This is a genomic window from Dankookia sp. GCM10030260 (assembly GCF_042666655.1).
Classification (GTDB): domain Bacteria; phylum Pseudomonadota; class Alphaproteobacteria; order Acetobacterales; family Acetobacteraceae; genus Paracraurococcus.
Genome location: NZ_JBHTDE010000001.1, coordinates 836,388 through 860,415 on the forward strand (window position 1 = coordinate 836,388; position 24,028 = coordinate 860,415).

Annotated in this window: 26 protein-coding genes; 13 read left to right on the forward strand and 13 right to left on the reverse strand. The window is 70.1% G+C overall.

Annotated features, from left to right (window positions below; translation table 11 throughout):
• The first annotated feature begins 49 nt into the window (after positions 1-49).
• Entirely contained in the window at positions 50-286 is a 237-nt protein-coding gene (locus tag ACFQS7_RS04055; protein ID WP_380065733.1) for a hypothetical protein, read from the forward strand.
• Here ACFQS7_RS04055 and ACFQS7_RS04060 read toward each other — a convergent pair whose 3' ends face one another.
• Together ACFQS7_RS04060 and ACFQS7_RS04065 are read right to left on the reverse strand one after the other, a co-directional pair.
• Complete coding sequence (locus tag ACFQS7_RS04060; RefSeq protein ID WP_380065734.1) at positions 287-1,252, reverse strand: ketopantoate reductase family protein; 966 nt, start codon at positions 1,250-1,252, stop codon at positions 287-289.
• Positions 1,253-1,330: 78 nt separating this feature from the next.
• Positions 1,331-1,552, reverse strand: a complete 222-nt coding sequence (locus ACFQS7_RS04065; protein ID WP_380065735.1) for a biotin/lipoyl-binding carrier protein — start codon at positions 1,550-1,552, stop codon at positions 1,331-1,333.
• A gap of 125 nt (positions 1,553-1,677) precedes the next feature.
• On the opposite strand from ACFQS7_RS04065, the gene ACFQS7_RS04070 reads away from it, so the two are divergent.
• Complete coding sequence (locus ACFQS7_RS04070) at positions 1,678-2,475, forward strand: HpcH/HpaI aldolase/citrate lyase family protein (protein WP_380065736.1); 798 nt, start codon at positions 1,678-1,680, stop codon at positions 2,473-2,475.
• A gap of 92 nt (positions 2,476-2,567) precedes the next feature.
• Here ACFQS7_RS04070 and ACFQS7_RS04075 read toward each other — a convergent pair whose 3' ends face one another.
• Positions 2,568-3,686, reverse strand: a complete 1,119-nt coding sequence (locus ACFQS7_RS04075; RefSeq protein WP_380065737.1) for an SH3 domain-containing protein — start codon at positions 3,684-3,686, stop codon at positions 2,568-2,570.
• 155 nt (positions 3,687-3,841) lie between these two features.
• Positions 3,842-4,603, reverse strand: a complete 762-nt coding sequence (locus ACFQS7_RS04080) for a class I SAM-dependent methyltransferase (protein ID WP_380065738.1) — start codon at positions 4,601-4,603, stop codon at positions 3,842-3,844.
• 38 nt (positions 4,604-4,641) lie between these two features.
• Here ACFQS7_RS04080 and mutM point away from each other — a divergent pair, with 38 nt between their 5' ends.
• The 5 genes from mutM (at position 4,642) to dnaN (ending at position 9,849) form a co-directional block, all read left to right on the forward strand.
• The gene (gene mutM / locus ACFQS7_RS04085) at positions 4,642-5,487 is read left to right on the forward strand and encodes a bifunctional DNA-formamidopyrimidine glycosylase/DNA-(apurinic or apyrimidinic site) lyase (RefSeq protein WP_380065739.1); all 846 of its coding nucleotides are present in this window, start codon (positions 4,642-4,644) and stop codon (positions 5,485-5,487) included.
• 31 nt (positions 5,488-5,518) lie between these two features.
• On the forward strand, positions 5,519-6,298 hold the full coding sequence (locus ACFQS7_RS04090) for an enoyl-CoA hydratase (protein ID WP_380065740.1): 780 nt from the start codon (positions 5,519-5,521) through the stop codon (positions 6,296-6,298).
• A gap of 124 nt (positions 6,299-6,422) precedes the next feature.
• Positions 6,423-6,701, forward strand: a complete 279-nt coding sequence (gene rpsT / locus ACFQS7_RS04095; protein ID WP_380065741.1) for a 30S ribosomal protein S20 — start codon at positions 6,423-6,425, stop codon at positions 6,699-6,701.
• 367 nt (positions 6,702-7,068) lie between these two features.
• Complete coding sequence (gene dnaA, locus ACFQS7_RS04100) at positions 7,069-8,472, forward strand: chromosomal replication initiator protein DnaA (RefSeq protein ID WP_380065742.1); 1,404 nt, start codon at positions 7,069-7,071, stop codon at positions 8,470-8,472.
• 249 nt (positions 8,473-8,721) lie between these two features.
• The gene (gene dnaN, locus ACFQS7_RS04105; RefSeq protein ID WP_380065743.1) at positions 8,722-9,849 is read left to right on the forward strand and encodes a DNA polymerase III subunit beta; all 1,128 of its coding nucleotides are present in this window, start codon (positions 8,722-8,724) and stop codon (positions 9,847-9,849) included.
• 163 nt (positions 9,850-10,012) lie between these two features.
• Here the strand turns inward: dnaN and ACFQS7_RS04110 are convergent, their stop codons facing one another.
• Positions 10,013-11,203 (reverse strand): CaiB/BaiF CoA transferase family protein, encoded by a 1,191-nt coding sequence (locus ACFQS7_RS04110; protein WP_380065744.1) that lies wholly within the window; start codon positions 11,201-11,203, stop codon positions 10,013-10,015.
• A gap of 1 nt (position 11,204) precedes the next feature.
• Positions 11,205-12,371 (reverse strand): acyl-CoA dehydrogenase family protein, encoded by a 1,167-nt coding sequence (locus tag ACFQS7_RS04115; RefSeq protein ID WP_380065745.1) that lies wholly within the window; start codon positions 12,369-12,371, stop codon positions 11,205-11,207.
• An 85-nt stretch (positions 12,372-12,456) separates the two neighbouring features.
• Between ACFQS7_RS04115 and ACFQS7_RS04120 the strand changes: the two genes are divergently transcribed.
• Positions 12,457-12,912 (forward strand): MaoC family dehydratase, encoded by a 456-nt coding sequence (locus ACFQS7_RS04120; RefSeq protein ID WP_380065746.1) that lies wholly within the window; start codon positions 12,457-12,459, stop codon positions 12,910-12,912.
• Entirely contained in the window at positions 12,909-13,778 is an 870-nt protein-coding gene (locus ACFQS7_RS04125) for an HpcH/HpaI aldolase/citrate lyase family protein (RefSeq protein ID WP_380065747.1), read from the forward strand. The genes ACFQS7_RS04120 and ACFQS7_RS04125 overlap by 4 nt, the downstream gene beginning before the upstream one ends.
• Before the next feature lie 147 nt (positions 13,779-13,925).
• On the opposite strand, the gene ACFQS7_RS04130 is transcribed toward ACFQS7_RS04125, so the two are convergent.
• Complete coding sequence (locus tag ACFQS7_RS04130; RefSeq protein ID WP_380065748.1) at positions 13,926-14,798, reverse strand: TauD/TfdA dioxygenase family protein; 873 nt, start codon at positions 14,796-14,798, stop codon at positions 13,926-13,928.
• Positions 14,799-14,989: 191 nt separating this feature from the next.
• On the opposite strand from ACFQS7_RS04130, the gene ACFQS7_RS04135 reads away from it, so the two are divergent.
• Genes ACFQS7_RS04135 through ACFQS7_RS04145 form a run of 3 tightly spaced genes read left to right on the forward strand, consistent with a single transcriptional unit; the run spans position 14,990 to position 18,473 of the window.
• Positions 14,990-15,754, forward strand: a complete 765-nt coding sequence (locus tag ACFQS7_RS04135; protein WP_380065749.1) for an enoyl-CoA hydratase/isomerase family protein — start codon at positions 14,990-14,992, stop codon at positions 15,752-15,754.
• Between the two features lie 12 nt (positions 15,755-15,766).
• The gene (locus tag ACFQS7_RS04140; protein ID WP_380065750.1) at positions 15,767-16,177 is read left to right on the forward strand and encodes a carboxymuconolactone decarboxylase family protein; all 411 of its coding nucleotides are present in this window, start codon (positions 15,767-15,769) and stop codon (positions 16,175-16,177) included.
• 7 nt (positions 16,178-16,184) lie between these two features.
• Positions 16,185-18,473 carry a molybdopterin guanine dinucleotide-containing S/N-oxide reductase gene (locus tag ACFQS7_RS04145; protein WP_380065751.1) on the forward strand — a complete coding sequence of 763 codons (2,289 nt, stop codon included), beginning with the start codon at positions 16,185-16,187 and terminating at the stop codon, positions 18,471-18,473.
• Positions 18,474-18,476: 3 nt separating this feature from the next.
• Here the strand turns inward: ACFQS7_RS04145 and ACFQS7_RS04150 are convergent, their stop codons facing one another.
• The 4 genes from ACFQS7_RS04150 to ACFQS7_RS04165 form a co-directional block, all read right to left on the reverse strand.
• Entirely contained in the window at positions 18,477-19,352 is an 876-nt protein-coding gene (locus ACFQS7_RS04150; RefSeq protein ID WP_380065752.1) for a polysaccharide deacetylase, read from the reverse strand.
• 122 nt (positions 19,353-19,474) lie between these two features.
• Positions 19,475-20,113 (reverse strand): isochorismatase family protein, encoded by a 639-nt coding sequence (locus ACFQS7_RS04155; RefSeq protein ID WP_380065753.1) that lies wholly within the window; start codon positions 20,111-20,113, stop codon positions 19,475-19,477.
• A 55-nt stretch (positions 20,114-20,168) separates the two neighbouring features.
• A complete protein-coding gene (locus tag ACFQS7_RS04160) occupies positions 20,169-20,423 on the reverse strand; it encodes a DUF2171 domain-containing protein (RefSeq protein ID WP_380065754.1) in 255 nt (84 codons plus the stop codon).
• A 67-nt stretch (positions 20,424-20,490) separates the two neighbouring features.
• Positions 20,491-21,726, reverse strand: a complete 1,236-nt coding sequence (locus ACFQS7_RS04165) for an Hsp70 family protein (RefSeq protein ID WP_380065755.1) — start codon at positions 21,724-21,726, stop codon at positions 20,491-20,493.
• Between the two features lie 502 nt (positions 21,727-22,228).
• Here ACFQS7_RS04165 and ACFQS7_RS04170 point away from each other — a divergent pair.
• Positions 22,229-23,311 carry a hypothetical protein gene (locus ACFQS7_RS04170; RefSeq protein ID WP_380065756.1) on the forward strand — a complete coding sequence of 361 codons (1,083 nt, stop codon included), beginning with the start codon at positions 22,229-22,231 and terminating at the stop codon, positions 23,309-23,311.
• Between the two features lie 414 nt (positions 23,312-23,725).
• Here ACFQS7_RS04170 and ACFQS7_RS04175 read toward each other — a convergent pair whose 3' ends face one another.
• A complete protein-coding gene (locus ACFQS7_RS04175; protein WP_380065757.1) occupies positions 23,726-23,887 on the reverse strand; it encodes a hypothetical protein in 162 nt (53 codons plus the stop codon).
• Positions 23,884-24,006: a hypothetical protein gene (locus ACFQS7_RS04180; RefSeq protein WP_380065758.1), complete on the reverse strand. Its 123-nt coding sequence runs from the start codon at positions 24,004-24,006 to the stop codon at positions 23,884-23,886. Before ACFQS7_RS04180 ends, ACFQS7_RS04175 begins: the two co-directional genes overlap by 4 nt.
• Between the last annotated feature and the right edge of the window lie 22 nt (positions 24,007-24,028).

The following is a 24,028-nucleotide window of genomic DNA, read 5'->3' on the forward strand; positions in this document are numbered from 1 at the left end:
TGCCGGTCAAGCCACGAACCTCCACCCACCGCCCGGCGTTGACCGCGGCATGACCGAGAAGACAACCCCCAAGCCCACCCGCCCCGGCGAAGCCCCCGACGATCCCGGTCGGCTCGCCCCCGAACGCGCCAGCGGGACCATCGACCGCCCCATCGGCACCGGTGACGCCCAGCCCGGCGACAGCGCCGAGCGCGCCGCCGAGCTCGGCGGCCCGGTCGACATCTTCCCGACCCGGCGCGATCGCACCGGCCTGGAAGGCCCGCTCAGCACCGACAAGCCGGACTGATCAGCGGCTGCGCTCCAGCAGCCGCACCAGCCCATGGATGCCGGCCAGCATGGGGGCCGGCACCGCCAGCCGCTGCGCGAGTTCCACCAGGCAGCCCAGCACCGGCCCGGTTTCCAACGGCCGCCCCGCCTCCAGGTCCTGCAGCATGGAGGTGCGGAAGGCGCCGAGCCGGCGGGTGGTGACCAGGCGTTCCGGGATCGATTGCGCGATCGGCAGGCCGATCCGGTCGCCGATCGCCGCCATTTCCCGCATCATGCCCTCGATCAGCCCGGCGACGCCGGGATCGTCCAGCATCGCCAGCATGTCGGCCCGCGACAGCGCGCTCAGCGGGTTCATGTTGGAATTGCCCCAGAGCTTGAGCCAGACCTCCATGCGGATATCCGCCACCGCCTGGGCCGGGATGCCACCGCGGTCCAGCGCGCCGACCAGCGCCGCCAGCGCCACGTGGTGCCGGCCGGAGGGATCGCCGTAGAGCATCCGGTCCTGCTTCATCAGCCGGATGACACCCGGCGCGTCGACCCGGCTGCCGACATGCGCGACGCCGCCCAGCACGCGGCCGACCGGGATGGCCCGCGCCAGCGCCCCGCCGGGATCGACGCTGTCCAGCACCAGCCCCTCGGCGGGGCCGCCGAAACCCTGCAGGAACCACCAGGGCAACCCGTTCTGCGCGGTGGCGACCAGCGTGCCGGGGCCGAGCAGCCGCTCGACCAGCGGCAAGGCGGCAGGCAGGTCATGGCTCTTCAGCCCGAGCAGCAGGATATCCGCCGGCGGCAGCTCCGCCGGGTCGTCCGAGGCGGTGACCGGGAAGGTCTCCCGCATCCCGCCCTGCTGCAGCGTCAGGCCATCCGCCCGCAGCGCCGCCAGGGTCGCGCCGCGCGCCAGCACCGCGACCGGCACGCCGGCCCGCGCCAACCCCGCCGCCAGCCAGCCGCCCACCGCCCCGGCGCCGAGAACCGTCACCCGCATCGCTGATCCCCCCTATAGAGCGGGGACAATGGACCATTCCGGGCGGCGCAGGGCATGCCGGCAGCCCGCCGCCGCGCTTCAGCCCCGCATGATCGCCACGACATCGCCCTCGGCCACCGCCTCGCCTTCCGCCACCCGCCATTCCAGCAGGGTGCCGGCCTTCGGCGCCGCCACGGGGATCTCCATCTTCATCGATTCCAGCAGCATCAGGCTGTCCTCCGCCGCCACCGCCTCGCCCGGCTGCACCAGGATCTTCCAGACCGAGCCGGCGATCTCGGCCTTCACGCGGATCTCCGCCATGCGCTTCTTCCCCCTTGGACGTCGCCGGCCATTCGACGGGCGCCGGCGGGCAGGGTCAAGCCGGGTTGCCGGCGCCCGGCCGCGGTGCTGCCATGCCGGCAAGAGCGCACCGGAGGAACTCCGCCATGGCCCTACCGCCCCTGACCAACCCGGTGAAGCAGAAGCTCGCCGCCGGGGGAACCGTGCTCGGCCTCGGCGTGCGGATGTCACGCTCGGCCGAGATCGCCCGGATCGCCCGCGCCACCGGGCACGACTTCCTCTTCATCGATGTCCAGCACAGCCTGTTCAACCTCGAGACCATCGGCCACATCGCCCAGGCCGCGGTCGCCCTCGGCGTCGCGCCCTTCGCCCGGGTGCGCTCGGTGCATGACGCCGAGGTGCAGGCGCTGCTCGACAACGGGGTCACCGGCATCGTCTATCCGGACGTGAACACCGCCGAGGACGCACGGGCCGCCGTCGCCGCGGTGCGCTTCGCCCCGCTCGGCCGCCGTAGCGTCACCGGCGGCTATCCCTACTACGACTTCGCCGCCGTCCCGCCGGCCGAGGCACTGCCCGCGGTCGATGCCATGACCTTCCTCGCCTGCATGATCGAGACGCGCGAAGGCGTTGCGAACGTCGAGGCGATCGCCGCCACGCCGGGCATCGACGTCATCCATGTCGGGATGAACGACCTGCTCACCGACATGGGCAAGCCGGGGCAATACGCCGATCCGGAATTGCAGGCGGCGATCGACCGCATCATCGCGGCCTGTCGCGCCAACAAGGTGCATTTCGGCTGCGGCGGCCAGCGCGACCCGAAGGCCCAGGCGGCGATCATCCGGCGCGGTGCGCGGTTCCTGACGACGCAGACCGATATCGGCCTGCTGTCCGCCGGGGCCGGCGCCTGGACCCGCGGCATCCAGGCAGCGCTGGAGGCGGGATGAAGCAAGGCCAGGGAGGAAGTATCCTTCCTGGACCGTCCTTTATTTCTGCGGGTGCGGCGGATGCCGGACTCACAAGCCTCCCCAGCCTTGCCTCACGGCTTCACCGGCACCAGGAACTTCCCGAACATCCAGCCCTGCGGCTCTTTATCCCCGACCTCCACCCAGTCGTCGAAGCTGCGGCTGAACTCACGCAGGACCTCGCCCTGCGGCGCGGTGCGGAGGATCGGCGCCTTGTTGTTCGGGCTGCTGCGGATATTCGCCGCCGCCCGGACCGTCAGCCGCGGCGTCCGCTCCGGCGCCACGGCGGCGGGCGGCGGCGGGACGGCAGCCGGCACGCGGTCCCGCAGCGGCGGGACCACGGTCGGCGCCGCAACCGGCTCCGGCGGCCTGGGCGCGTTGGCGGCGACCCGGGCCGGTGCCGATGGGACTGCCGGGGCCGGTGGCGGCACGACCTTGGCAGGGGCTGCCACGCCGCCGCCCGTCGGCATGGGGGCCGCGGCCGGCGCGCCGCTGCGGTCCGCGACCACCGCGGCGGGTGCGGCCGTGCGCTCCGGCGCGGTCGAGAACACCACCGCGGCCACGACCACCCCGCACAGCCCGGCGAGGCCGAGCGCCACCGGCAGCACCGGCCAGCCGGTGCGTGGCGGCTCGATCATTGCGGCGGGGTCGGCGGGCGTCAGGCCGGCGCGCTGTGCCGCGACCTCCCGGCTCAGCATCGGCGGGGTGACGGCGCGGTCCTGGGCCGGCGCGGCCAGGCCGTCGCGCAACGGCCCGCGCGAGGCGAGGGCCCGGCGCACCACGCTGACCCAGCCGTCCCCACCCGGCAGGTTCAACACCGGCAGGGTGGCGAAGGACTGCGGCAGCAGCGTGTCGAGCCGGTCCAGCTCCTCCGGCTGGAGCTGAAGGTGCACCACGGGCAATTGGCCGGGGAAGATCGCGGCGAAGCGGGCGGCTTCGAGCCGGGTGCGGAAGGCCGGCTCGGCCCCCACCGACTCGCCCGGGGCGATGTCGATCAACGCCACGCCGATTTCCGGATGCAGCAGCACATGCGGCACCCGCAGCACCTGACCTTGCACCGAGCTGAGGTTGCACTGTTCGAGCCCGATCCAGCCTGGTGGGATGACGGGACCGTTCGGCGCCGCCATCGCTGCCGCATCGCGGCTGAGAATTGGCTTCTCCAGTTGGTAAAGCCTCTCGCGCTGCTGCATCATGGATTGAACCGTCCCCCTCGACGCACGTCCTCAACGCGCCCCCGCGCGCCGAAGTCCCCTGATCGTATGTTTGTATACGCCCAGTGCGCCGGAAAGGCAGCAGCCGTTTGCAATGACGCCGGTTTGGAATGTTGCGCCGCAGCGCGCCGGCGGCGCTAGAGGCGCCAGCCGGTATGGATGGCGACGATGCCGCCGGTGAGGTTGCGGTGCTGCACGCGTTCCAGCCCCGCCGCCCGCATCATGCCGGCCAGCGTCTCCTGGTCGGGGAACATGCGGATGCTCTCGGCGAGGTAGCGGTAGCTGTCGCCGTCCTGCGCCACCCGTTCGCCCAGCGCGGGCAGCACGCGGAAGGACCAAGCATCGTAGACCGGGGCCAGGGCCGCGACCTCGACCCGGCTGAATTCCAGGCAGTGGAAGCGCCCGCCCGGCCGCAGCACGCGGCGGACCTCCCGCAGCACGGCCGGCTTGTCGGTGCAGTTGCGCAGGCCGAAGGCCATCGAGACCTTCTCCATGCTGCGGTCCGGCAGCGGCAGGTGCTCGGCATCGGCACAGAGGAAGGTCAGGTTGGCGGCGAGGCCGCGGTCCAGCGCGCGGCCCTGTGCCACCTGCAGCATGGACGGGTTGATGTCGGACAGGATGACCCGTCCGGCGCCCTTCTCCAGCGCCCGGAAGGCGATGTCGCCGGTGCCCCCGGCGAGATCGAGCAGCGTCTCGCGCGGGGAGGCGGCGATGGCGGCGACGAAGGCCTGCTTCCAGGCCCGGTGCATGCCGAGCGACATCAGGTCGTTCATCAGGTCGTAGCGCGGCGCCACGCTGTCGAAGACCTGGCGGACCATGCCGGCCTTGGCCGCCTTGGGGACCTCGCGGTAGCCGAAGTCGATGGTGTCGTCACTGGGGGGGGTGTTGCGTTCGGTCATGCCCGGCCACCATAGCGCCGCGAGGGGAACGGGGACATATGCCGGAACTGCCGGAAGTCGAGACGGTGATGCGCGGCTTGCGCAAGGTCCTGGAAGGTCGGCTGATCCGCGCCGCCAGCATCGCCCGCCCCGACATGCGCTGGCCCTTCCCGGATGGGCTGGCGACCAGGCTGGCCGGCAGCCGGGTGGAAGGCTTCCGCCGGCGCGGGAAGTACATGCTGATGCGGCTCTCGGGCGGCGACAGCGTGCTGATCCATCTGGGCATGTCGGGCCGCATGGTGGCCCGCCCCGCCGCGGACCTGCCCAATGCACCGATCGCGCACGAGCACCTGGCGCTGGAGACCGAGGAGGGCATCCGAGTCGGCTTCGTCGATCCGCGCCGCTTCGGCAGCGTCGACCTGGTGCCGACCGCGGCCGAGGACGCCCACCGGCTGCTCGCCGGCATCGGGCCCGAGCCGCTGGAGGAGGCCTTCACCCCGGAGGTGCTCACCAAGGCCCTGGCCGGCAAGCACACCCCGATCAAGGTGGCGCTGCTGGACCAGAAGGTCGTCGCGGGCTTGGGCAACATCTATGTCTCGGAGGCGCTCTACCGCGCCGGCATCTCGCCGAAGCGCCTGGCCGCCAGCGTCGCCGGGGCGCGGACGCTGCGGCTGGTGCCGGCGATCAAGGCGGTGCTGGAGGAGAGCATCGCGGCCGGCGGGTCCTCCCTGCGCGACTACGTCCAGGCCGATGGCGGCATCGGCTTCTTCCAGGAACGCTTCAAGGTCTACGACCGCGAAGGCCTGCCCTGCGACGACTGCCCGGGCTTGCCCACCTGCCCCGGCATCCGCCGTTTCGTCCAGTCCGGCCGCGCCACCTTCCATTGCCCGCGCAGGCAGCGGTGATAGGTTGCGGCTCGATGCGAGGGAGGCACCCATGGCCGAATACGAGATGATCCTGACCGAGGTCGCCGGGCGGGTGGCGGTCATCCGGCTCAACCGGCCGAAGGCGCTGAACGCGCTCTGCGACCAGCTGATGGACGAGCTCGGCCAGGCGCTGCGCGGCTACGACGCCGACCCCGCCATCGCCGCCATCGTCATCACCGGGTCGGAGAAGGCCTTCGCCGCCGGTGCCGACATCAAGGAGATGCAGGGCCGCAGCTACCCCGCCATCTACGTCGACGACTTTATCGGCAAGCGCTGGGAGGCGGTGACCTATGTCCAGAAGCCGGTCATCGCCGCGGTGGCGGGCTTCGCGCTGGGCGGCGGCTGCGAGCTGGCGATGATGTGCGACATCATCCTGGCCGGGGACAATGCGAAGTTTGGCCAGCCGGAGATCAACCTGGGCGTCATCCCCGGCGCGGGCGGCACCCAGCGGCTGACGCGCGCCATCGGCAAGGCCAAGGCGATGGAAATGATCCTCACCGGCCGGATGATGGACGCCGTGGAGGCCGAGCGCGCCAACCTGGTCGCCCGCGTGGTCCCGGCCGCCGAGGTGGTGGCCGAGGCGGTGACGCTGGGCGAGAAGATCGGCGCCCTGTCGGCGCCTTCGGTGGCGATCGCCAAGGAGGCGGTGAACCGCGCCTATGAGACGACGCTCGCCGAAGGGGTAAAATTCGAACGGCGGATCTTCCAGTCGCTCTTTGCCACGGCCGACCAGAAGGAAGGCATGGCGGCCTTCGCCGAGAAGCGGAAGGCCCAATTCCAGAACCGCTGACGCGGCGGGCAACCGCGGCGGTGTCCCGTTCGCTTGACGGGGCCACCGGCTGGCCTGTAGAAACCCGCTCCCCGCGTGCCGTCGGTACGCCCTCCCATCACTCTGTTTTGAGTCAAAGTCACCCATGGCGAACACGGCCTCTGCCCGCAAGCGCATCCGCCAGACGGAAAAGCGCACCCTCCGCAATCGTGCGCGGAAGTCCCGGGTGCGCGGGTTCATCCGCAAGGTCGAGCAGGCGATTGCCGGCGGCGACAAGAGCTCGGCGCAGGACGCGCTGAAGGCGGCGCAGCCCGAGATGCAGCGCGCCGCGACCAAGGGCGTGTTCCACGCCAACACCGTCGCCCGCAAGCTGTCGCGGCTCTCCGCCCGCATCAAGTCGCTGGAAGCCGCTGCCCAGGCGTGAGCCGGGCAATTTTTCCGAACCGTGATTGAGTTGGTGTCGGCAAGAACAGGTTGATCCTGTTCTTGAAACGCCCTGTCGGTTTACCAGAATCCTTGGATTTACTTACTGTTTTTCTAAGGAATATATTCAAGCGGTACTCTGTTTTCACTCAATACCGGCGAGTTACTATTTGCGCCGACTTGGTGTCCGGAGTAGCATCCGACAGCCAGGGCGGCGGGCACGTTTCCCCCGAAACAGCACGCATCCGAGTGACCTGGCATCCCGCCGCGGAACCATCTTCCGGGCAGGACGGTTCGGCGTGTCCGGCGCCTGTAGGCGTTGGGAGCAGAAGGAGGCCGGCGGATTGCCCCCAGAGACGTCCGGACAAATGGTCGCCTGCTGGGCCCGCATCCGCGGGCGCCTGCGTGACGAGGTCGGCGAGGTCGAATACCGCACCTGGCTGCGGCAGATGACGCTGCACGGGATCGATGGCGAGGAGGCGGTGATCCTGCTGCCGACCCGCTTCCTGCGCGACTGGGTGAACAGCCATTACGGCGACCGCCTGCGCGCCCTGTGGCAGGCCGAGGACGGCGCCGTCCGCCGGGTCGAGATCCGCGTCGCCCAGGCGACCGTCGGCGCCGGCGCCGAGCCCGCCTATGCCGAAGGCGCCGCCGCCCCGCTGCGCACCGAAGCGCCAGGCCTGGCCGAAAGCCTGGCGCCGCCGCCGCGCCCGCCCGAATTTCGCACGCCGGAGCCGCGCTCCGACTGGGTCGTGCCGCTGGAGGCGCGCTTCACCTTCGACACCTTCGTCGTCGGCAAGCCGAACGAATTCGCCCATGCCTGCGCCCGCCGGGTGGCGGAACGCCCGGCCAGCCCGGGCTTCAACCCGCTGTTCCTCTATGGCGGCGTCGGCCTGGGCAAGACCCACCTGATGCACGCCATCGCCTGGGCGATCCGCGAGGGCGATACCCACCGCACCGTCGCCTACATGAGCGCCGAGAAGTTCATGTATCGATTCATCGCCGCGCTGCGGTCGCAGTCGACGATGGAGTTCAAGGAGACGCTCCGCGCCGTCGACGTGCTGATGATCGACGACCTGCAATTCCTGATCGGCAAGGACAATACGCAGGAGGAGTTCTTCCACACCTTCAATGCGTTGGTGGACCAGGGCAAGCAGATCGTCGTCTCCTCCGACAAGCCGCCCTCCGACCTGGCGGGGATCGAGGATCGCCTCCGCACCCGGCTCGGCTGCGGCATGGTCGCCGACCTGCATGCGACGACCTACGAGCTGCGGCTGTCGATCCTGCAGGCCAAGGCCGCCGCGGCGCAGGTGCTGGTGCCGGCCAAGGTGATGGAACTGCTGGCGACCAAGATCACCACCAATGTCCGCGAACTCGAAGGCGCGCTGAACCGGCTGGTGGCGCATGCCAACCTGTTCGGCCGGCCCATCACCATCGACAGCGCGCATGAGGTGCTGCACGACGTCCTCCGGGCGCATGAGAAGCGGGTCTCGATCGAGGAGATCCAGCGCAAGGTGGCCGAGCACTACAACCTGCGCCTGACCGACATGGTCTCCGCTCGCCGGGCACGGAACGTGGCGCGGCCGCGGCAGGTGGCGATGTACCTGGCCAAGCAGTTGACCCAGCGCTCCCTGCCCGAGATCGGCCGGCGCTTCGGCAATCGCGACCATACCACGGTCATGCACGCCGTCTCCCGCGTCTCCGAGCTCATGGCGGCCGATGCCGGCTTCGCTGAGGATGTGACGCTGCTGCGGAAGATGCTGGAGACCTAGCGGTCAGGCCCGGGGAGTTCGCCCGGGGCCGGATTATCGCCCGGTACGGCCCGAACCTGCGCCGGAAGCGTAACGCCGCCCTTGGTCTGGCGCGGCGAAAACCCTACCTTATCGGCTCGAATCGAGGCTGCTAGAAGCCGGGCCGGGAGACGCAGCGCCGGCGTGCGGCGCTGATAGACTGGCCGGCCCACCCGGACGCGGGTGGCAATCGGCAGCGGCTGGACGGATCGTCGGGGGAGCCTGGGTGGCATGAAGTTCACGGTGGAACGGGCGATCCTGCTCAAGGCGCTGGCGCATGTGCAGAGCGTGGTCGAACGCCGCAATACCATCCCCATCCTGGCCAATGTGCTGATCTCGGTGCAGGACGGCGGGCTGAAGCTGACCGCGACCGACATGGAGATCGCGGTGGTCGAGGACGTCCCCGGTGTCCAGGTCTCCCGCCCCGGCCGCACTACGGCGCCGGCCGCGACCCTCTATGAGATCGTCCGCAAGCTGCCCGAAGGCGCCAAGGTCGAGCTCGACCATGCCGGCGGCGATGCCGCGCTGAAGCTGCGCGCCGGGCGCTTCAACACCGACCTCTCGGTGCTGCCGGTCGAGGATTTCCCCTCGATGACCGAGGGCAAGCTGCCGCACAGCTTCAGCCTGCCGGCCGGGCAGCTGCGCGAACTGGTCGACCGCACGCGCTTTGCCATCTCCACCGAGGAGACCCGCTACTACCTCAACGGCATCTACCTGCATTCGACCGAGAGCGACGGGGTGCAGGTGCTGCGCGCCGTGGCGACCGACGGCCACCGCCTGGCCCGCGTCGAGGAGCCGCTGCCCGACGGCGCCGGCGGCATGCCCGGGGTCATCATCCCGCGCAAGACGATCAACGAGCTGCGCAAGCTGGCCGAGGAGACGCAGGACGAGATCGCCATCCGCCTGTCGGACACCAAGATCCGCTTCGACATCGGCAGCGTGCAGCTGACCAGCAAGCTGATCGACGGCACCTTTCCGGAATACGACCGCGTCATCCCGCGCGGCAACGACAAGATCCTGCGGGTCAACAAGAAGGAATTCGCCGAGGCCGTCGGCCGCGTCGCCGCCATCAGCAGCGAACGCTCCCGCCCGGTGAAGCTCTCGCTCGACCGCAACCACCTGCTGCTCTCGGCGTCGAGCGCCGAGCAGGGCCAGGCGCAGGAGGAGCTGGAGGGCGACGTGGTGAGCTACGAGAATTCGCCGCTCGAGATCGGCTTCCAGGCCCGGTACCTGAACGACATCACCGACCAGATCGGCGACAAGGTCGAATTCCGCTTCGCCGACGGCAGCGCGCCGACCGTGGTGACGGATGCGGCCAAGCCCGAGGCGCTGTACGTGCTGATGCCGATGCGGGTCTGATCACCGTCGCGGCAGATGATGCGGCTCGCTAGGCTGTGTCTATCCAGGGTTGAGCAAGGCCGAATAATCTGCTTCTGCGGGGCGGGCCAGGGAAAACGGGGTAGGGCCTTTCCTTTCCTGGCGGCAGCCTGACCGGGCTGCCTCCCCCGCTCCCCCTCGGGGTCTAGGCCGGGCCGATCGCCCCCGCATCGCGCAGGGCGGCGATCTCCGCCGCGGCGAAGCCGAAGCCTTCCAGCACCGCCGTCGAATGCTCACCCAGCAGCGGCGGCGGCGACCGCACCATGCGTGCCTCGCCATTGAACTGGATCGGCTGCGCCAGAGTCTTCAGGGTGCCGAGCGTCGGGTGGTCGTAGTCCATCACCACGCCTCGCGCCGCGGTCTGCGGATGCGCCAGCATGTCGGCCAGCGTGTTGATCGCGGCGCAGGGGATGCCGACCCGGCCGCAGAATTCCACCCAATGCGCCGCGCTCTCCGTCGCCACGATCTCCTGCACCAGCGCCACCGTCTCGGCGAAATGGGCAACCCGGTCGGCATTGGTGCGGAAGCGCGGGTCCTCGGCCAGGTCCGGCCGGCCGATGCCGGCGGCAAAGCGCCGCCAGAGGTTGTCGCTGGCGATCCCGATCAGCACCGGCCCGTCCGCGGCGTCGAAGGCCTGGTAGGGGCAGAGCGATTCATGGCCCGAGCCCGACTTCTCCGGCAGCGCGCCCTTCTCCCAGTAGATCTGCAGCGAGTAGCCGAGCAGCGCCGCCGCGGTCTCGAACAGCGAGACCTCCAGCCGGCAGCCCTTGCCCGTCCGGCCGCGCTCCAACAGCGCGGCGAGGATGCCGGAGAAGGCGTTCATGCCGGTCGACTGGTCGATCGGCGAGAAGGGGCTGCGGATCGGCCCGCCGCCGCGTTCCCCGGTCATCGCCATGATGCCGGAGAAGGCCTGCAGGATCACGTCGTAGCCGAGCCCCTTGGCCAGTGGTCCGCTACGGCCGAAGCCGGAGATGCTGCAATGGATGAGCCGCGGATTGGCCGCGCACAGCGCCTCCGCGCCGATGCCGAGCCGTTCGGCGACGCCGGTCGCATAGCTTTCGATCACCACGTCGGCCTCGCGCGCCATGCGCTGCGCTGCGGCTTGGCCTTCCGGCGTCTTCAGGTCGAGTGCGAGGCTGCGCTTGTTGCGGTTGGCGCTGAGGAAGACCGCGCCCACCCCGCCGCGGAAGGGCGGCCAGCCCCTGGTGTCGTCGCCCACCCCCGGCGGCTCGATCTTCACCACGTCGGCGCCGAGGTCGCCCAGCCACTGGCCGCACAAGGGACCTGCCAGGACCTTGGAGAAATCGAGGACGCGGAGGCCCGTGAGCGGCGTCATCTCAGTAGGATTTCGGCTGGCCGAGCACCCGCTCGGCGATGAAGGACAGGACAAGCTGTTCCGAGACCGGTGCGATGCGGGTGATCATCACCTCACGCAGCAGGCGCTCGACCACGTATTCCTTGGCGTAGCCCATGCCGCCATGCGTCATCACCGCCTGCAGGCACGCATCGTAGCCGGCCCGGCCGCCGAGCAGCTTGGCCGCATTCGCCTCCGCCCCGCAGGGCCGGCCGTTGTCGTAAAGCCAGGCCGCCTTCATCGCCATCAGCAGGGCCGATTCCAGCTTGGTCCAGCATTCCGCCAGCGGGTGCTGGATGCCCTGGTTCTGCCCGATCGGCCGGCCGAAGACGACGCGTTCCCGCGCGTAGCGGGAGGCGCGGTCCAGCGCGTCCTGGCCGATGCCGATCCCCTCCACCGCGACCAGCACGCGTTCCGGGTTCAGGCTGTCCAGCAGGTAGTTGAAGCCGCGGCCCTCCTCGCCGATGCGGTCCTCCTCCGGGATGAACAGGTCGTCGATGAAGACCATGTTCGAATCGACGGCAGCGCGGCCCATCTTGGGGATCCGCTTGACGTCGATCTTGCTGCGGTCGAGCGGCGTGTAGAACAGCGTGATGCCCTCGGTCGGGCGCCGCGCCTCTTCCTTCCGCACGGTGCGGGCCAGCAGCAGGATCCTGTTCGCCACCTGGCCGGTGGAGGTCCAGAGCTTGCGCCCGTTGACGCGGTAGCCGCCCGGCACCTTCTCGGCGAAGGTGGTGATGCTGGTGGTGTCGAGCCCGGCATTCGGCTCGGTCACGCCGAAGCAGGCTTGGTCGCGCCCCTCGACCAGCGGCGGGATGAAGCGCGCCTTCTGCTCCGCCGTGCCGTGCACGACGATGGGGTGCGGGCCGAACATGTTGATGTGCAGCGAGGAGGCTGCGGCCATCCCGCCACCGGACCGCGCGACGGTATGCATCATGATCGCCGCTTCCGTCACGCCGAGCCCGGCGCCGCCATGTTCCGTGGGCATGGTGATGCCGAGCCAGCCGCCTTCCGCCATCGCCTGGTGGAATTCGCGGGGGAAGCGCGCCTCGGCCTCGCAGTCCCGCCAGTAGTCGTCGCCGAAGCGGCGGCAGACAGCGGCGACGCCTTCGCGAATCGCCTCCTGCTCGGGCGAGAAACCGAAATCCATGACGTGCTCCCTGGGCGCAGTTGCCGGAGGTTGGTACGCGGGCCTACCCTCGGCAAGACCATAATAATCGAGGGGAGGGGGCCCGATGCCCGGTCTGTGGTTCGAGGAATTCGAGGTCGGCCAGCAATTCCGCCACGTCATGCGGCGGACCATCACCGAGGCCGACAACGTCTTCTTCTCGGCGCTGACGCACAACCCCGCGGCGCTGCACCTAGACGAGGAATACTGCCGGACCGAGACGGAATTCGGCCAGCGCATCGTCAACAGCGCCTTCACCCTCGGGCTGATGGTCGGCATCACCGTCGGCGACACCACGCTCGGCACCACCGTCGCCAACCTCGGCTGGGACGAGGTCCGCTTCCCCAAGCCGCTGTTCCACGGCGACACCATCCGCGTCGAATCGGAAGTCCTGTCGAAGCGCGAGAGCAAGTCTCGGCCAGGCCAGGGCATCATCGAGTTCGTGCACCGCGCCTTCAACCAGAGAGAGGAGCTGGTCGCGCATTGCCGCCGCTCCGCCCTGATGAAGGGCCGCCCCGCATGAGCGCGCCGCCGCGGTCCTGGCTCTTCGTCCCGGGCGACAGCGAAAGGAAACTGGCCAAGGGCAGCGAGAGCGGCGCCGATGCGCTGATCCTCGACCTCGAGGACTCCGTCGCCGCCGGCCGCCGCCCGCTGGCGCGCGGGATGATCTGCGAATACCTGGGCGCGCGGGCCCGCCGGCCGCAGCTGTGGGTGCGCATCAATCCGTTGGATGGCGAGGGCCTGGTCGATGCCGCCGCCGTGGTGCGCGCCGCCCCCGACGGGCTCGTGGTGCCGAAGGTCAGCGGCCCGGCGGAGCTGCTGCGTGTCTCCCACTGGCTGGATGCGCTGGAGGCGCGGGAGGGGCTGCCGCCGGGCGGCATCCGCCTGCTCTCGGTGGCGACCGAAACCGCCGCCGCCGTGCTCGGCCTGTCCGACTATGCGCGCATCGCGGTGCCGCGGCTGCACGGGCTGACCTGGGGGGCGGAGGACCTGGCCGCGGCGCTCGGCGCCAGCAGCAACCAGGATTCCGGCGGCGGATTGTCGCTGACCTACCGCATCGCGCGATCCGCCTGCCTGGTCGCCGCCGTCGCCGCCAATGCCCAGCCGATCGACACGCTGGAGCCCGACTTCCGCGACGAGGCCGCGCTGCACGCCGCCTGCGCCGCCGCAAGGCGCGAGGGCTTCACCGGCAAGATCGCCATCCACCCGGCGCAGGTCGCGCCGATCAATGCCGGTTTCCAGCCGACCGCCGAGGAAGTCGCCTTCGCCCGCCGCGTGGTGGAGGCCTTCGCGGCCAATCCGGGGATCGGCACGGTAGGGATGGATGGCAGGATGCTCGACATGCCGCATCTGCGGCAGGCGGAGCGGGTGCTGGCGGCGGTGCGGTGAAGGAAAGGCCGGGGGAGAAGGTATTCTCCCCCGGACCCCCTCATCTATTTTTGTGAGCCTTGCGTGCGCCGCGCGGCGGCAGCCAACCCACAAAAGGGAAGGGTGGGGCTTGGGGAGGGAACACCTGTTTCCCTCCCCAACCTCTTTTCAGAACGGCACGTCGCCGCACACCGTCACCCGATGCATCACCCGCGTCTCCGCCGGATAGTCGTTGATGGCAAAGTGCATGGTGCAGCGATTGTCCCAGAAGGCGAGCGACCCGCTGGCCCAGCGGAAGCGGCAGGTGAATTCCGGCCGTGCCGCATGCTGCATCAGGAAGTCGATCAGCGGCCGGCTCTCGGCCTCGGTCATCTCCTCGAACCGGTGCAGGTGGCCGCCGACGAACAGCGCGCGCCGCCCGGTCTCCGGATGCGTGCGGATCAGCGGGTGCGTCGAGACGGTCTGCGTGCTGCCCGGATCCACCACCTTCATGCCGATCTTGTCGGCGTAGAATTCCTTGCGCGTCTTGCCGTCGTGGCTGCTGAAATTGTCGCCGCGATAGACGCCTTTCAGCCCGTCCAGCATCCGCTGCATGCCCGGCGACAGCGCCTCATACGCCAGATACAGGTTGGTCCAGAGCGTATCGCCGCCGGCCGAGGGGATCTCCTTGCCATAGAGGATCGTCCCCATCGCCGGGCGCGGCGTGAAGGCCTGGTCGGAATGCCAGGAGCCGCCGAAATTCGTCTTGTCGGCCGGCGTCTTCACGATCTCCAGCACCTCGGGGTGGTCGTCCATCCCGGCCATGTAGGGGTGCAGGTGGATCTCGCCCCAGCGGCGGGCGAAGGCCAGCTGCGTCTCCGGCGTCAGCCGCTGGTCGCGGAAGAAGATCACGCAATGCGCCAGCAAGGCCTGGCGGATCTCGTCCAGCACGTCGTCCGGCAGGTCCTGCCCCAGGTCGACCCCGGTCACCTCCGCGCCGAGCGAGCCGGCGATGCGGCCGACTTCGATATGGCGGTATTCGCTGTTGCGCAGCCCGTCCATGACCGGTTCCTCCCGTTGGCTCTTGCGGCAATTGGTGGCCGAAGCCGCGCTGTGGCGCAATGGCTTCGATCCTCCCGCCCTTCGCAGCCGGCGATCCTCGGTCTAGCCTGCCCAGCTTGCGGGAGGGACGAGCCGGAATGGCCGATGACGGGCAGCGCGGGACCCTCCCATCTCCAGCGAGCGAGTCCCCCATGGCCTTCACCAGTATCGGCGTCACCACCTCCGGCCATGTCGCCACGGTCGAGATCCAGCGGCCGCCGAACAATTTCTTCGACATCACCCTGATCGAGGAGATCGCCACCGCCTTCGAGGCCGCCGATGCCGACCCCGTCGTGCGCGCCGTGGTGCTCGCGGCGCAGGGCAAGGCGTTCTGCGCCGGCGCCGACTTCGCCCGCCGCGACGTCGGCGACGAACGCCCGGGCCGGCACCTGTACAAGGAAGCGATCCGGCTGTTCCGCACGAGGAAGCCGATCGTTGCCGCAGTGCAGGGGCCAGCGATCGGCGGCGGGCTCGGCCTCGCCTGCATGGCGGATTTCCGCGTCACCTGCGCGGAAGGCCGGTTCAGCGCCAATTTCACCCGGCTCGGCTTCCATCCCGGCTTCGGCCTGACCGCGACGCTGCCGCGCCTGGTCGGCCAGCAGCAGGCGGCGCTGCTGTTCTACACGGGGCGGCGCATCGGCGGGGAGGACGCGGTGCGGCTCGGCCTCGCCGACCAGCTCGTGTCGCTGGCGGAAGTGCGCGACACGGCGATGGCGCTGGCCACCGAGATCGCGCAATCCTCGCCGCTCGGCGTCGCCGCCACGCGGCAGACGCTGCGCCGCGGCCTGGCCGATGCGGTGGAGCAGGCAACCGAGCGGGAGCTGGTCGAGCAGGATTGGCTGCGCAAGACCGCCGACTTCAAGGAAGGCATCAAGGCGACCGCCGAGCGGCGCCTGCCGGAATTCCAGGGCCGCTGAAGGATCAGGACGATGACGAAATTCCCCTTCGACGAGAACGAGTTCTTCCAGGCCGGCAAGGAAGTCTGGTTCGAGATGCGCGGCCCCGAGGTCGCGCAGAAGGCGATGGACGAGGCCGGGCAGCACGAGATGACCCGCGACCTCCGGCAATACCTGTTCGAGCATTGCTTCGGCGCGGTCTGGAACCGTCCCGGCCTGGACCGCTCGACCCGCAGCACCATCACCATCTCGGTGCTGACGGCGCTCGGCCGGACCGAGGAGCTGAAGTCGCATATCCGCATGGGGCTGAACAACGGCCTGACGCGGGAGGAACTGAAGGAGATCTTCCTGCATGTCGGCATCTATGCCGGCGTGCCGACCGCCGTCGCGGCGGTGCGCGCGGCGATGGAAGTCTTTTCCGAACTCGACAAGGCGAAGGGCTGACACCGGCATGACCGAAGAATTCCGCCCGCACTCGTCGCATTGGGGCGCGTTCACCGCGGCCTGGCGCGATGGCGAACTGGTCGTGCGCCCGCACGCCGATGATCCCGACCCGAACCGTATCCTGCAGAACTTCCCGGGCGCGCTGCGGCACGAGGCGCGCATCGCCCTTCCGATGGTCCGCCGCGGCTGGCTGGAGGATGGGCCGGGTGCCGATCCGCGCCGCGGCAGGGACGAGTATGTCGCCGTGTCCTGGGACCGCGCGCTGGACCTGCTGGCGAAGGAACTCGCGCGCACGGCGCCGGAGCGGGTCTTCGGTGGGTCCTACGGTTGGTCCTCGGCCGGGCGCTTCCACCATGCGCAGAGCCAGGTGCATCGCTTCCTGAACAGCACGCTCGGCGGCTATGTCCGCAGCGTCAACAGCTACAGCGCCGGCGCGGCGGGCGTCATCCTGCCGCATGTGCTGGGGCCGATGGAATCCGTCAGCCGCCACAACGTCACCTGGGACCAGATAGCGGAACACAGCGACGTCGTGCTGGCCTTCGGTGGCCTGGCGCTGAAGAATTCCATGGTCGCGGGCGGCGGCATCAGCAAGCACATCGAGCGCGGGTCGATGCAGGCGGCGGCGGCGCGCGGCTGCGCCTTCATCGGCGTCGGCCCGCTGCGCGACGACATGCCGGCCGAGGCCCGGGCCGAATGGCTGGCGATCACGCCGAACACCGACACCGCGCTGATGCTGGCGATCATGCATACGCTGGTCGCGGCCGGTCTGCACGACCGCGGCTTCCTCGACCGCTACACCACGGGCTGGCCGGTGCTGGAAGCCTATCTGCTCGGCCGCGGCGACGGCCAGCCGAAGAACGCCGCCTGGGCCGCGCCGATCACCGGCATCGCTGCCGAGGCCATCACCGCCCTGGCGCACCGCCTGGCGGGCCGCCGCGTGCTGGTCACCGTCTCGCATTCCCTGCAGCGGGCGGAACACGGCGAGCAGCCGGTCTGGGCCGGCATCGCGCTGGCCTCGGTGCTGGGGCAGATCGGCTTGCCCGGGGCCGGCTTCAACTATGCGCTCGGCGCTTTGGGCCATACCGGGCGGCGGTACAATGCGGTATCGACCGCCGCGCTGTCGCAGGGGCGCAACAAGGTCGGCGCCTATATCCCCGTCGCGCGGATCAGCGACATGCTGCTGAACCCGGGCGCGGAGTTCGAATACAACGGGCAGGTGCTGACCTACCCGGATATCAGCCTGGTCTACTGGGCTGGCGGCAATCCCTTCCATCACCACCAGGATCTAAACCGGTTGCGCGAGGCCTTCCGTCGCGTCGACACGCTGGTGGTGCACGAGCTCGCCTGGACCGCGACGGCGCGGCATGCCGACATCGTCCTGCCGGTGACCATGACGCTGGAGCGAGAGGATATCGGCAGCAGCCAGACCGACCCGCTGATGGTGGCGATGCACAAGCTGGCGGAACCCTATGGGGAAGCGCGGGACGACTACGCCATCTTCTCCGACCTTGCCGCGCGGCTGGGCAAGGAAGCCGAATTCACCGAAGGCCGCAGCGCGCGGGACTGGCTGCGGCACCTCTATGACCGCACCGCGGACGACCTGCGCGCCAAGGGCTTCGATGCGCCGGAATTCGACGCCTTTTGGCAGGCCGGGCACCTGATGCTGCCGCAAGGCCCTGACGATGGCGGGATCCTCGGCGCCTTCCGTCGCAACCCCGAAGACGATCCGCTGCCGACGCCGAGCGGGCGGATCGAGGTCGCCTCGGCCACCATCGCCGGCTTCGGCTATGCCGACTGCCCCGGCCATCCGGCCTGGCTGGCGCCGCGGGACGTGCCCGCGGCCGAGGCACCGCTGCGGCTGGTGGCGAACCAGCCGGCCACGCGGCTGCACAGCCAGTTCGACTTCGGCGGCCATAGCGTCGAGATGAAGCGCCGCGGGCGGGAGGTGATGCGCATACATCCCACGGACGCCGCCGCACGCGGCATCGCCGATGGCGACATCGTCCGGCTGTTCAACGCGCGCGGCGCCTGCCTGGCCTCGGCCGCGGTGACGGAGGACGTCATGCCCGGCGTGGTGCAATTGCCGACCGGCGCCTGGTACGATCCGGAGGATCCGGCGGAGGACGGGTCGCTTTGCGTGCACGGCAACCCGAACGTGCTGACGCGGGATGCCGGCACCTCGCGCCTTGCTCAGGGCTGCACCGGGCAGCTGACCACGGTGGAGGTCGAGCGCTTCACCGGCAACCTGCCGCCGATCAAGGCCTTCACCCCGCCGGGGGCCGTCGCCGCGGAGTAGCCGCTACCGGGGATGGCGCCGGCGGAAATCCTGCGCCATCTCCTCCAGCGTCACGAAGCGGACGCCAGGGTGCTTCAACATGTGGCCGATGAGGCGTTCGAGCATCATCAGCACCTGTGGCCGGCCCGACACGTCCGGGTGGATGGTCATCGGCACCACGGCGTAGTCGTATTCGCGGTAGATGAAGTCGAAGTGGTCGCGCCAGATCTGCTCCAGCGCATGCGGCGAGACATAGCCGTGGCTGTTGGGGAACTTCTTGATGAACATCATCGGCGGCAGGTCGTCGAGGTACCAGCTCGCCGGAATCTCGACCAGGTCGGTCACCGTGCCCTTGGTGAAGGGCTTCATCCAGGCCTCGGCCGGCTGGGCATAATCGATCGGCGTCCAGGCATCGCCGGTGCGGACGTAGTAGGGCGTGCAGTCGTGGTGCATCAGCGAATGGTCGTAGGCGATGCCGCGCTCGACCAGGATCTCGATCGAGGCCGCCGAGACCTCCCACCACGGCGCGACATAGCCGACCGGCTTGCGGCCCCAGTGCTTCTCGATCAGGCCGATGCACCTGTCGAAGATCGCTTCTTCCTGCGCGCGGCTCAGCGCGAGCGGGTTTTCGTGGCTGTAGCCGTGCAGGCCGATCTCGTGCCCCGCCTTCGCCACCTGGTCGGTCTGGGCGGGGAAGGATTCGATGGTGTGGCCGGGAATGAACCAGGATTGCGTCAGGCCGAAGCGTTCGAACAGCTTCAGGATGCGCGGCATGCCGACCTCGGCGGCGAAGACGCCGCGGCTGATGTCGCCGGGGCTGTCCTCACCCATGTAGCTGCCGAGCCAGCCGGCGACTGCGTCGCAGTGGATGCTGAAGGCGCAGAGGATCTCTTTCGGCATGGTCGCTCTCCCGTGTTGCCGTCAGGTGGGAAGGTCAGGGAGGGAAAGGTATTCCCGCCCCGAACCCCTCCCTTCCTTTTTGTGGGCTTGGCACCTGCCGCGCGGCGGGTGCCGGCCTTCCTTCAGAACGCCGCGGAATTGCTCGCCCGCCAGCGCTCGATCTCGGCGATGCAGGCGGCGCTGTCGATGACATCGGCATAGCGCCGCTCGACATCCTTGAGGTTCTGGTCATGCGCCGCCTGGTCGTGGTCGCCGACGCAATCCTGCGGCACCATCACCCGGAAGCCCAGCGAGAAGGCATCGATCACGCTGGCCCGAACGCAGCCCGAGGTGATGCAGCCGGCCACGATCACCGTATCCACCCGCTCCTTCGTCAGGATCGCCGCGGCCGGGGTGGCGAAGAAGATCGAGGGCGCCGACTTCATCAGCACCACGTCCGGCCCCGCGGCGGCGATGCGCGGGTCGAGCTCGACCGCCGGCGTGCCGGCCAGCAGGTCCAGCACCGGGGCGATCTTCCAGTGCGGCGCGGCGCGCGGGCCGTCATAGCCATTGACGCAGGCGATCACCGGCAGGCCGGCGCGCTTTGCCGCCGCGATCAAGGGCACCGTGTTGCGCACCGCGGCATCGACCATCGGCGCGCCGCCCATCGGGAAGTCCGGGTCGATAAAGCCGCGCTGGAAATCGACCACCACCAGGCCCGGCTTGGCGCCGAACCCGATGGGCCGGCTGCCGTAGCCGCGCTGCGCGTAGATGTCGGGCATGGTGCCTCCTGGTTCCGCGCCGCAGAACTAGCAAGCGCCATGCCCGGGCGTCAGGTCAGCGGCTCATGCCGGGGGTGGTGGCCGCTTTCTTGGCCTGGTCGGCCGGCATGGACAGCTTCACCTTGCCGCCCTCGACGGCCGCGATGCTGCTTGCGGGGATGTAGTGGTGGTGCTGGCCACTGCCGTCCGGGTCGTCCTTCTTGGTCAGCTTGATGCGGTCGCCGTCCATGTGGTCGACGGTGCCGACATGCTGGCCGTCGCTGCCGACGACTTCCATGTGTTCCTTCACCTGCGCTGCATGGCCGCTCATCTGGTATGTTCCTTCCGTGTGTGGCCCCGGTTGGAAACGGCCCAGGCGGTCAAAGGATGCGGCGGGGTCAGGCGCCCATCAGCGCCAGGCCCTCGGCGACCGAGACGAATTCGCCGCCGCCCGCGATCCGCGCCGCGCCGAAGCGCTGCTCGAAGATCCGCCGCACGGCCGGCACCAGGGATGTGCCGCCGGTGAGGAAGACCCGGTCCACCGCGCCGGCGGCGATCCCGGCATCGGCCAGCGCCGCATCCACCGCCGCGCCCATCCGCGCCAGGTCGGGGGCGATCCAGGCCTCGAAATCGGCGCGGGCGATCGGGGCTTCCACCCGGAAGCCTTCGTGCCGGAACGACAGCACGGCGCTTTCCGCCCGCGACAGCGCCGCCTTCACGCCGGAGACGGCGCGATACAGCGCATAGCCCGCCTCCTCCTCCACCAGCATCACCAGGTGGCGCAGGCGGTCGGGGTGCTCGGCGGTGCGGGTCACCTCGGCGATGTCGGCCATGACCTTGGGCGCCCGCATCAGGGAAAGCTGGTGCCAGCGGGCGAAGGCGAGGTACCACCCCGCCGGGATCGGCATCGGCTTGCCCCAGACCGTGTACTGGTCGCCCTTGCCCAGCAGCGGCGAGACCACCCGGTCGATGATCCGGTAGTCCAGGGCATCGCCGGCGATGCCGACGCCGGCGTGGCCGAGCGGGGTGACGCGGCGCGGCGGGCCTGGCTCGAACCGCAGGACGGAGAAGTCGCTGGTGCCGCCGCCGAGGTCGCCGACCAGGACCGTCGCCGGCCCGTCGAGGCTGGCGGCGAAGCGATGGCCGGCCGCGGCAGGTTCCAGCGCCACCTGCACGTCGGCGAGGCCCGCGGCGGCGAAGGCGGCGCGCAGGCGCCCCTCGCCGAAGGCATCGTCCGCGGTTTCCCCGGCGAAGCGGACCGGGCGGCCGACGACGATGCGGGCGCCGGCGAGCTCCGCCACGAAGGGCGCCAGCAGGTCGCCGAGGAAGGTGGCCACCAGCGCCTCCAGCGTCCAGGCGCGGCCATGGATGCGGGTCTCGCGGAAGCTGCGCTGCGCCAGATACGATTTCATCGACATGATGAGGCGGGAGGCGAGCGGGTCTTCCAAATAGGCCTCAATCGCCGCCGGGCCGGCGGCATGGCGGGTGCCGGCGGAGCCGGCCTGCCAGAGGCAGAGGACGGAGCGGAAGACCTCGCCGGCGGCATGGCTGAGGGAGACGGTGCTGCCGTCCGGGCGCAGGGCGGCGACGACGCTGTTGGTGGTGCCGAAGTCGATTCCGATGGTCGGGCGCATGGGGCGGGGGTGGAGCAGGTGGGGAGAGGGGTGTCTAGGGGGAAGGCGCGGACTAACCCTCGACGTCTCTTCCGACATCCATTCAGCGCGACCGAATGCCGGGCCTTGGCCGATGGAGAACCGCTGGCTTTGGAATGGTCAGGCACGGTGCGCCGACGCCGCAAGGCAGGCAGCACCTTTTGACCAGGGCGATGTAAAAACGACCTGACGCGACGGCAACCGGCAACTCCCCCGGATCGCTCCATGCCGGCCTGCCGGATGTTGCGCGGGGACCAGCGCTCCCAGCGCGTCCTGCAGGCTCGGTCATCGCCCGCTGCGGGACCGCGACCGGCGGCCGGCTGCGCAGCCCGCATCATGGGGTGGCCATGCTCCAGCCGAGTTCGCGCAACACCATCCAATTGGCTTCCTTCACACGCACTTTTGTGTGCGAGGACGAGTTTGCAGTGGCATTTCAGGTTGTAACTATACCTTATCCGCCAGGGGCTTGCCGGGGGATCTTGCCATGTCGACGCATCTGGCGGGGCAAATTGCTGCGCCGCTCAACCTGGCGATGAAAGACGCCGATCGCGGCGTGCAGCGGCTACCGGAAGGTTGGTGGGTCGGCTGGGACTGTGACATCGGCGGCTTCCCCGGCCACCCCGTGCGCGTGCCGCTGGTCGTGCTGCATCCCGCCTTCGGCATTGCCCTCCTCGGATCGGAGAAAGACGTCGACAACGCTCACCAGGTCCTCGGCCGACGGCTGGCCGAGGCGCGGTTCGGCGCCATATTCGCCGGGCACCTCCCGGTCCTGGCCGGCACGATCGGGTCGCCGGAGCTGCCGCGGCTGGTTCCGATCCTCATGGATGCCTTTGGCCGGGTGCAGCCGCTCAACCTTGCCGGTGGCGACGCCTGGGTCGCCACGGTCGCGCGGCTGGTCGTGCCGTTCGACAGGTGCTGGACGGACAACCTCGAGGGGCTGCCGCCAGCCGGCAGCCCGGGGCGGATCGCGCCGGCCGAGGCGCAGTTCTCCGCATCGTATTGTGGCCCGGCGGCGGTGATGCCGCTGCGTCGTGTGGTGGCGCCACAGCCCGAGGTGGCGGCACCCGAGCAGACGCTGCCACTGCCCGATCCGAACTCCTTCGAGCGCCGCCGCTGGCCCTGGGCGCTCTGCGTGGTGGCTTCGGCAATCGCCATGGTGCTGTCGCTGGAACTTTCCTATCCGGACGAGGCTCCGGCCCCCGATGCGGCATCCGCCAGCCTCGGCGCCGCGGCGATCCCGCCGGCTCCCGTCGCGGCGAGGTTGCCCGTGCCGGACAGCGACGGAGCCGTGGCCTCGATCGCCGATGCCACGCGCCCGCTGGCAATTCCGGTGCCGGTCGAAGCCGCTTCCGCCGCCGTGGTGCCGCGGCCGGTGGTCCTGCCGGCCGCGTCGTCGCGGACCAGCGTGGCTCCGCCGCGCACCGCCAGGGTGCCGCGCCCGGAGGCAGCCAGGCATGCCCAGGTGCAAGCCGCCAAGGCGAAGGCCATGCCTGTGGTGAAGCCCGTCTCCACCAGCCGCCGAGAGGCGGCCAAGCGGGGTCAGGCGAACGGTCGATTGCGCGGCTGAGTTCCGACGGACGCGGACGGGCTGATGGCCGACATCTTGGGCGGCCCCGCAGCGCGGACCGGCGCCCGACGGGTCGCCGTCTGCTTCGCGCCCGTCTCGGTCAGCAGGGCCGAGGGGACCGATGTCCGCTCCTGGGCAAATGCGCAGCGACCTTCAAGGTCCGGCGTCGGCGCGGAGCGGATCGCCATGTCTGCTCCGGCTCGACCCGCTTCCTGCCCATAGCCGACCTCGCTGACCTTCGTCCCTGCCTTGCCCCAACGTCCCCGCCACCGCCTTCATGCACCGCTCGGGCATCTCCCACGCCGCAAACCCCCGCTCCACCCCATCCTCCGGCACCACCATCCCCACCCCGCCGGCCCGGAGCACCGCCCCCGGGATCACCAGGTTGCTGCGGCGGCCCGAACCCGCCCGCCGTCAGCCCCGGTCGGGTCCGGCACCGCCGCGACCTGCCGCGCGCTCCGCTCGGCAAACGGCACCACGCTGCTGGAACACCCCAAAGGCCAGCTTTCCCGCATCGGCCGAGCCGCGGCGGAACGGCGTCAGCTTGGCGATGATCAGGTCGCAGGCCCGCATCATCGCCAGTCCTTGGCGAAGGTCACCCGCCAGGCCTCCGCCTCCGGCATCGCCGCCAGCGAGGCCATATCCTCATTCAACGGCGGCCGCCCCTCGATCCCAGGGCGGGGGCAGATCGCCACCTTGCGCGCGGCCTGCGCGGCG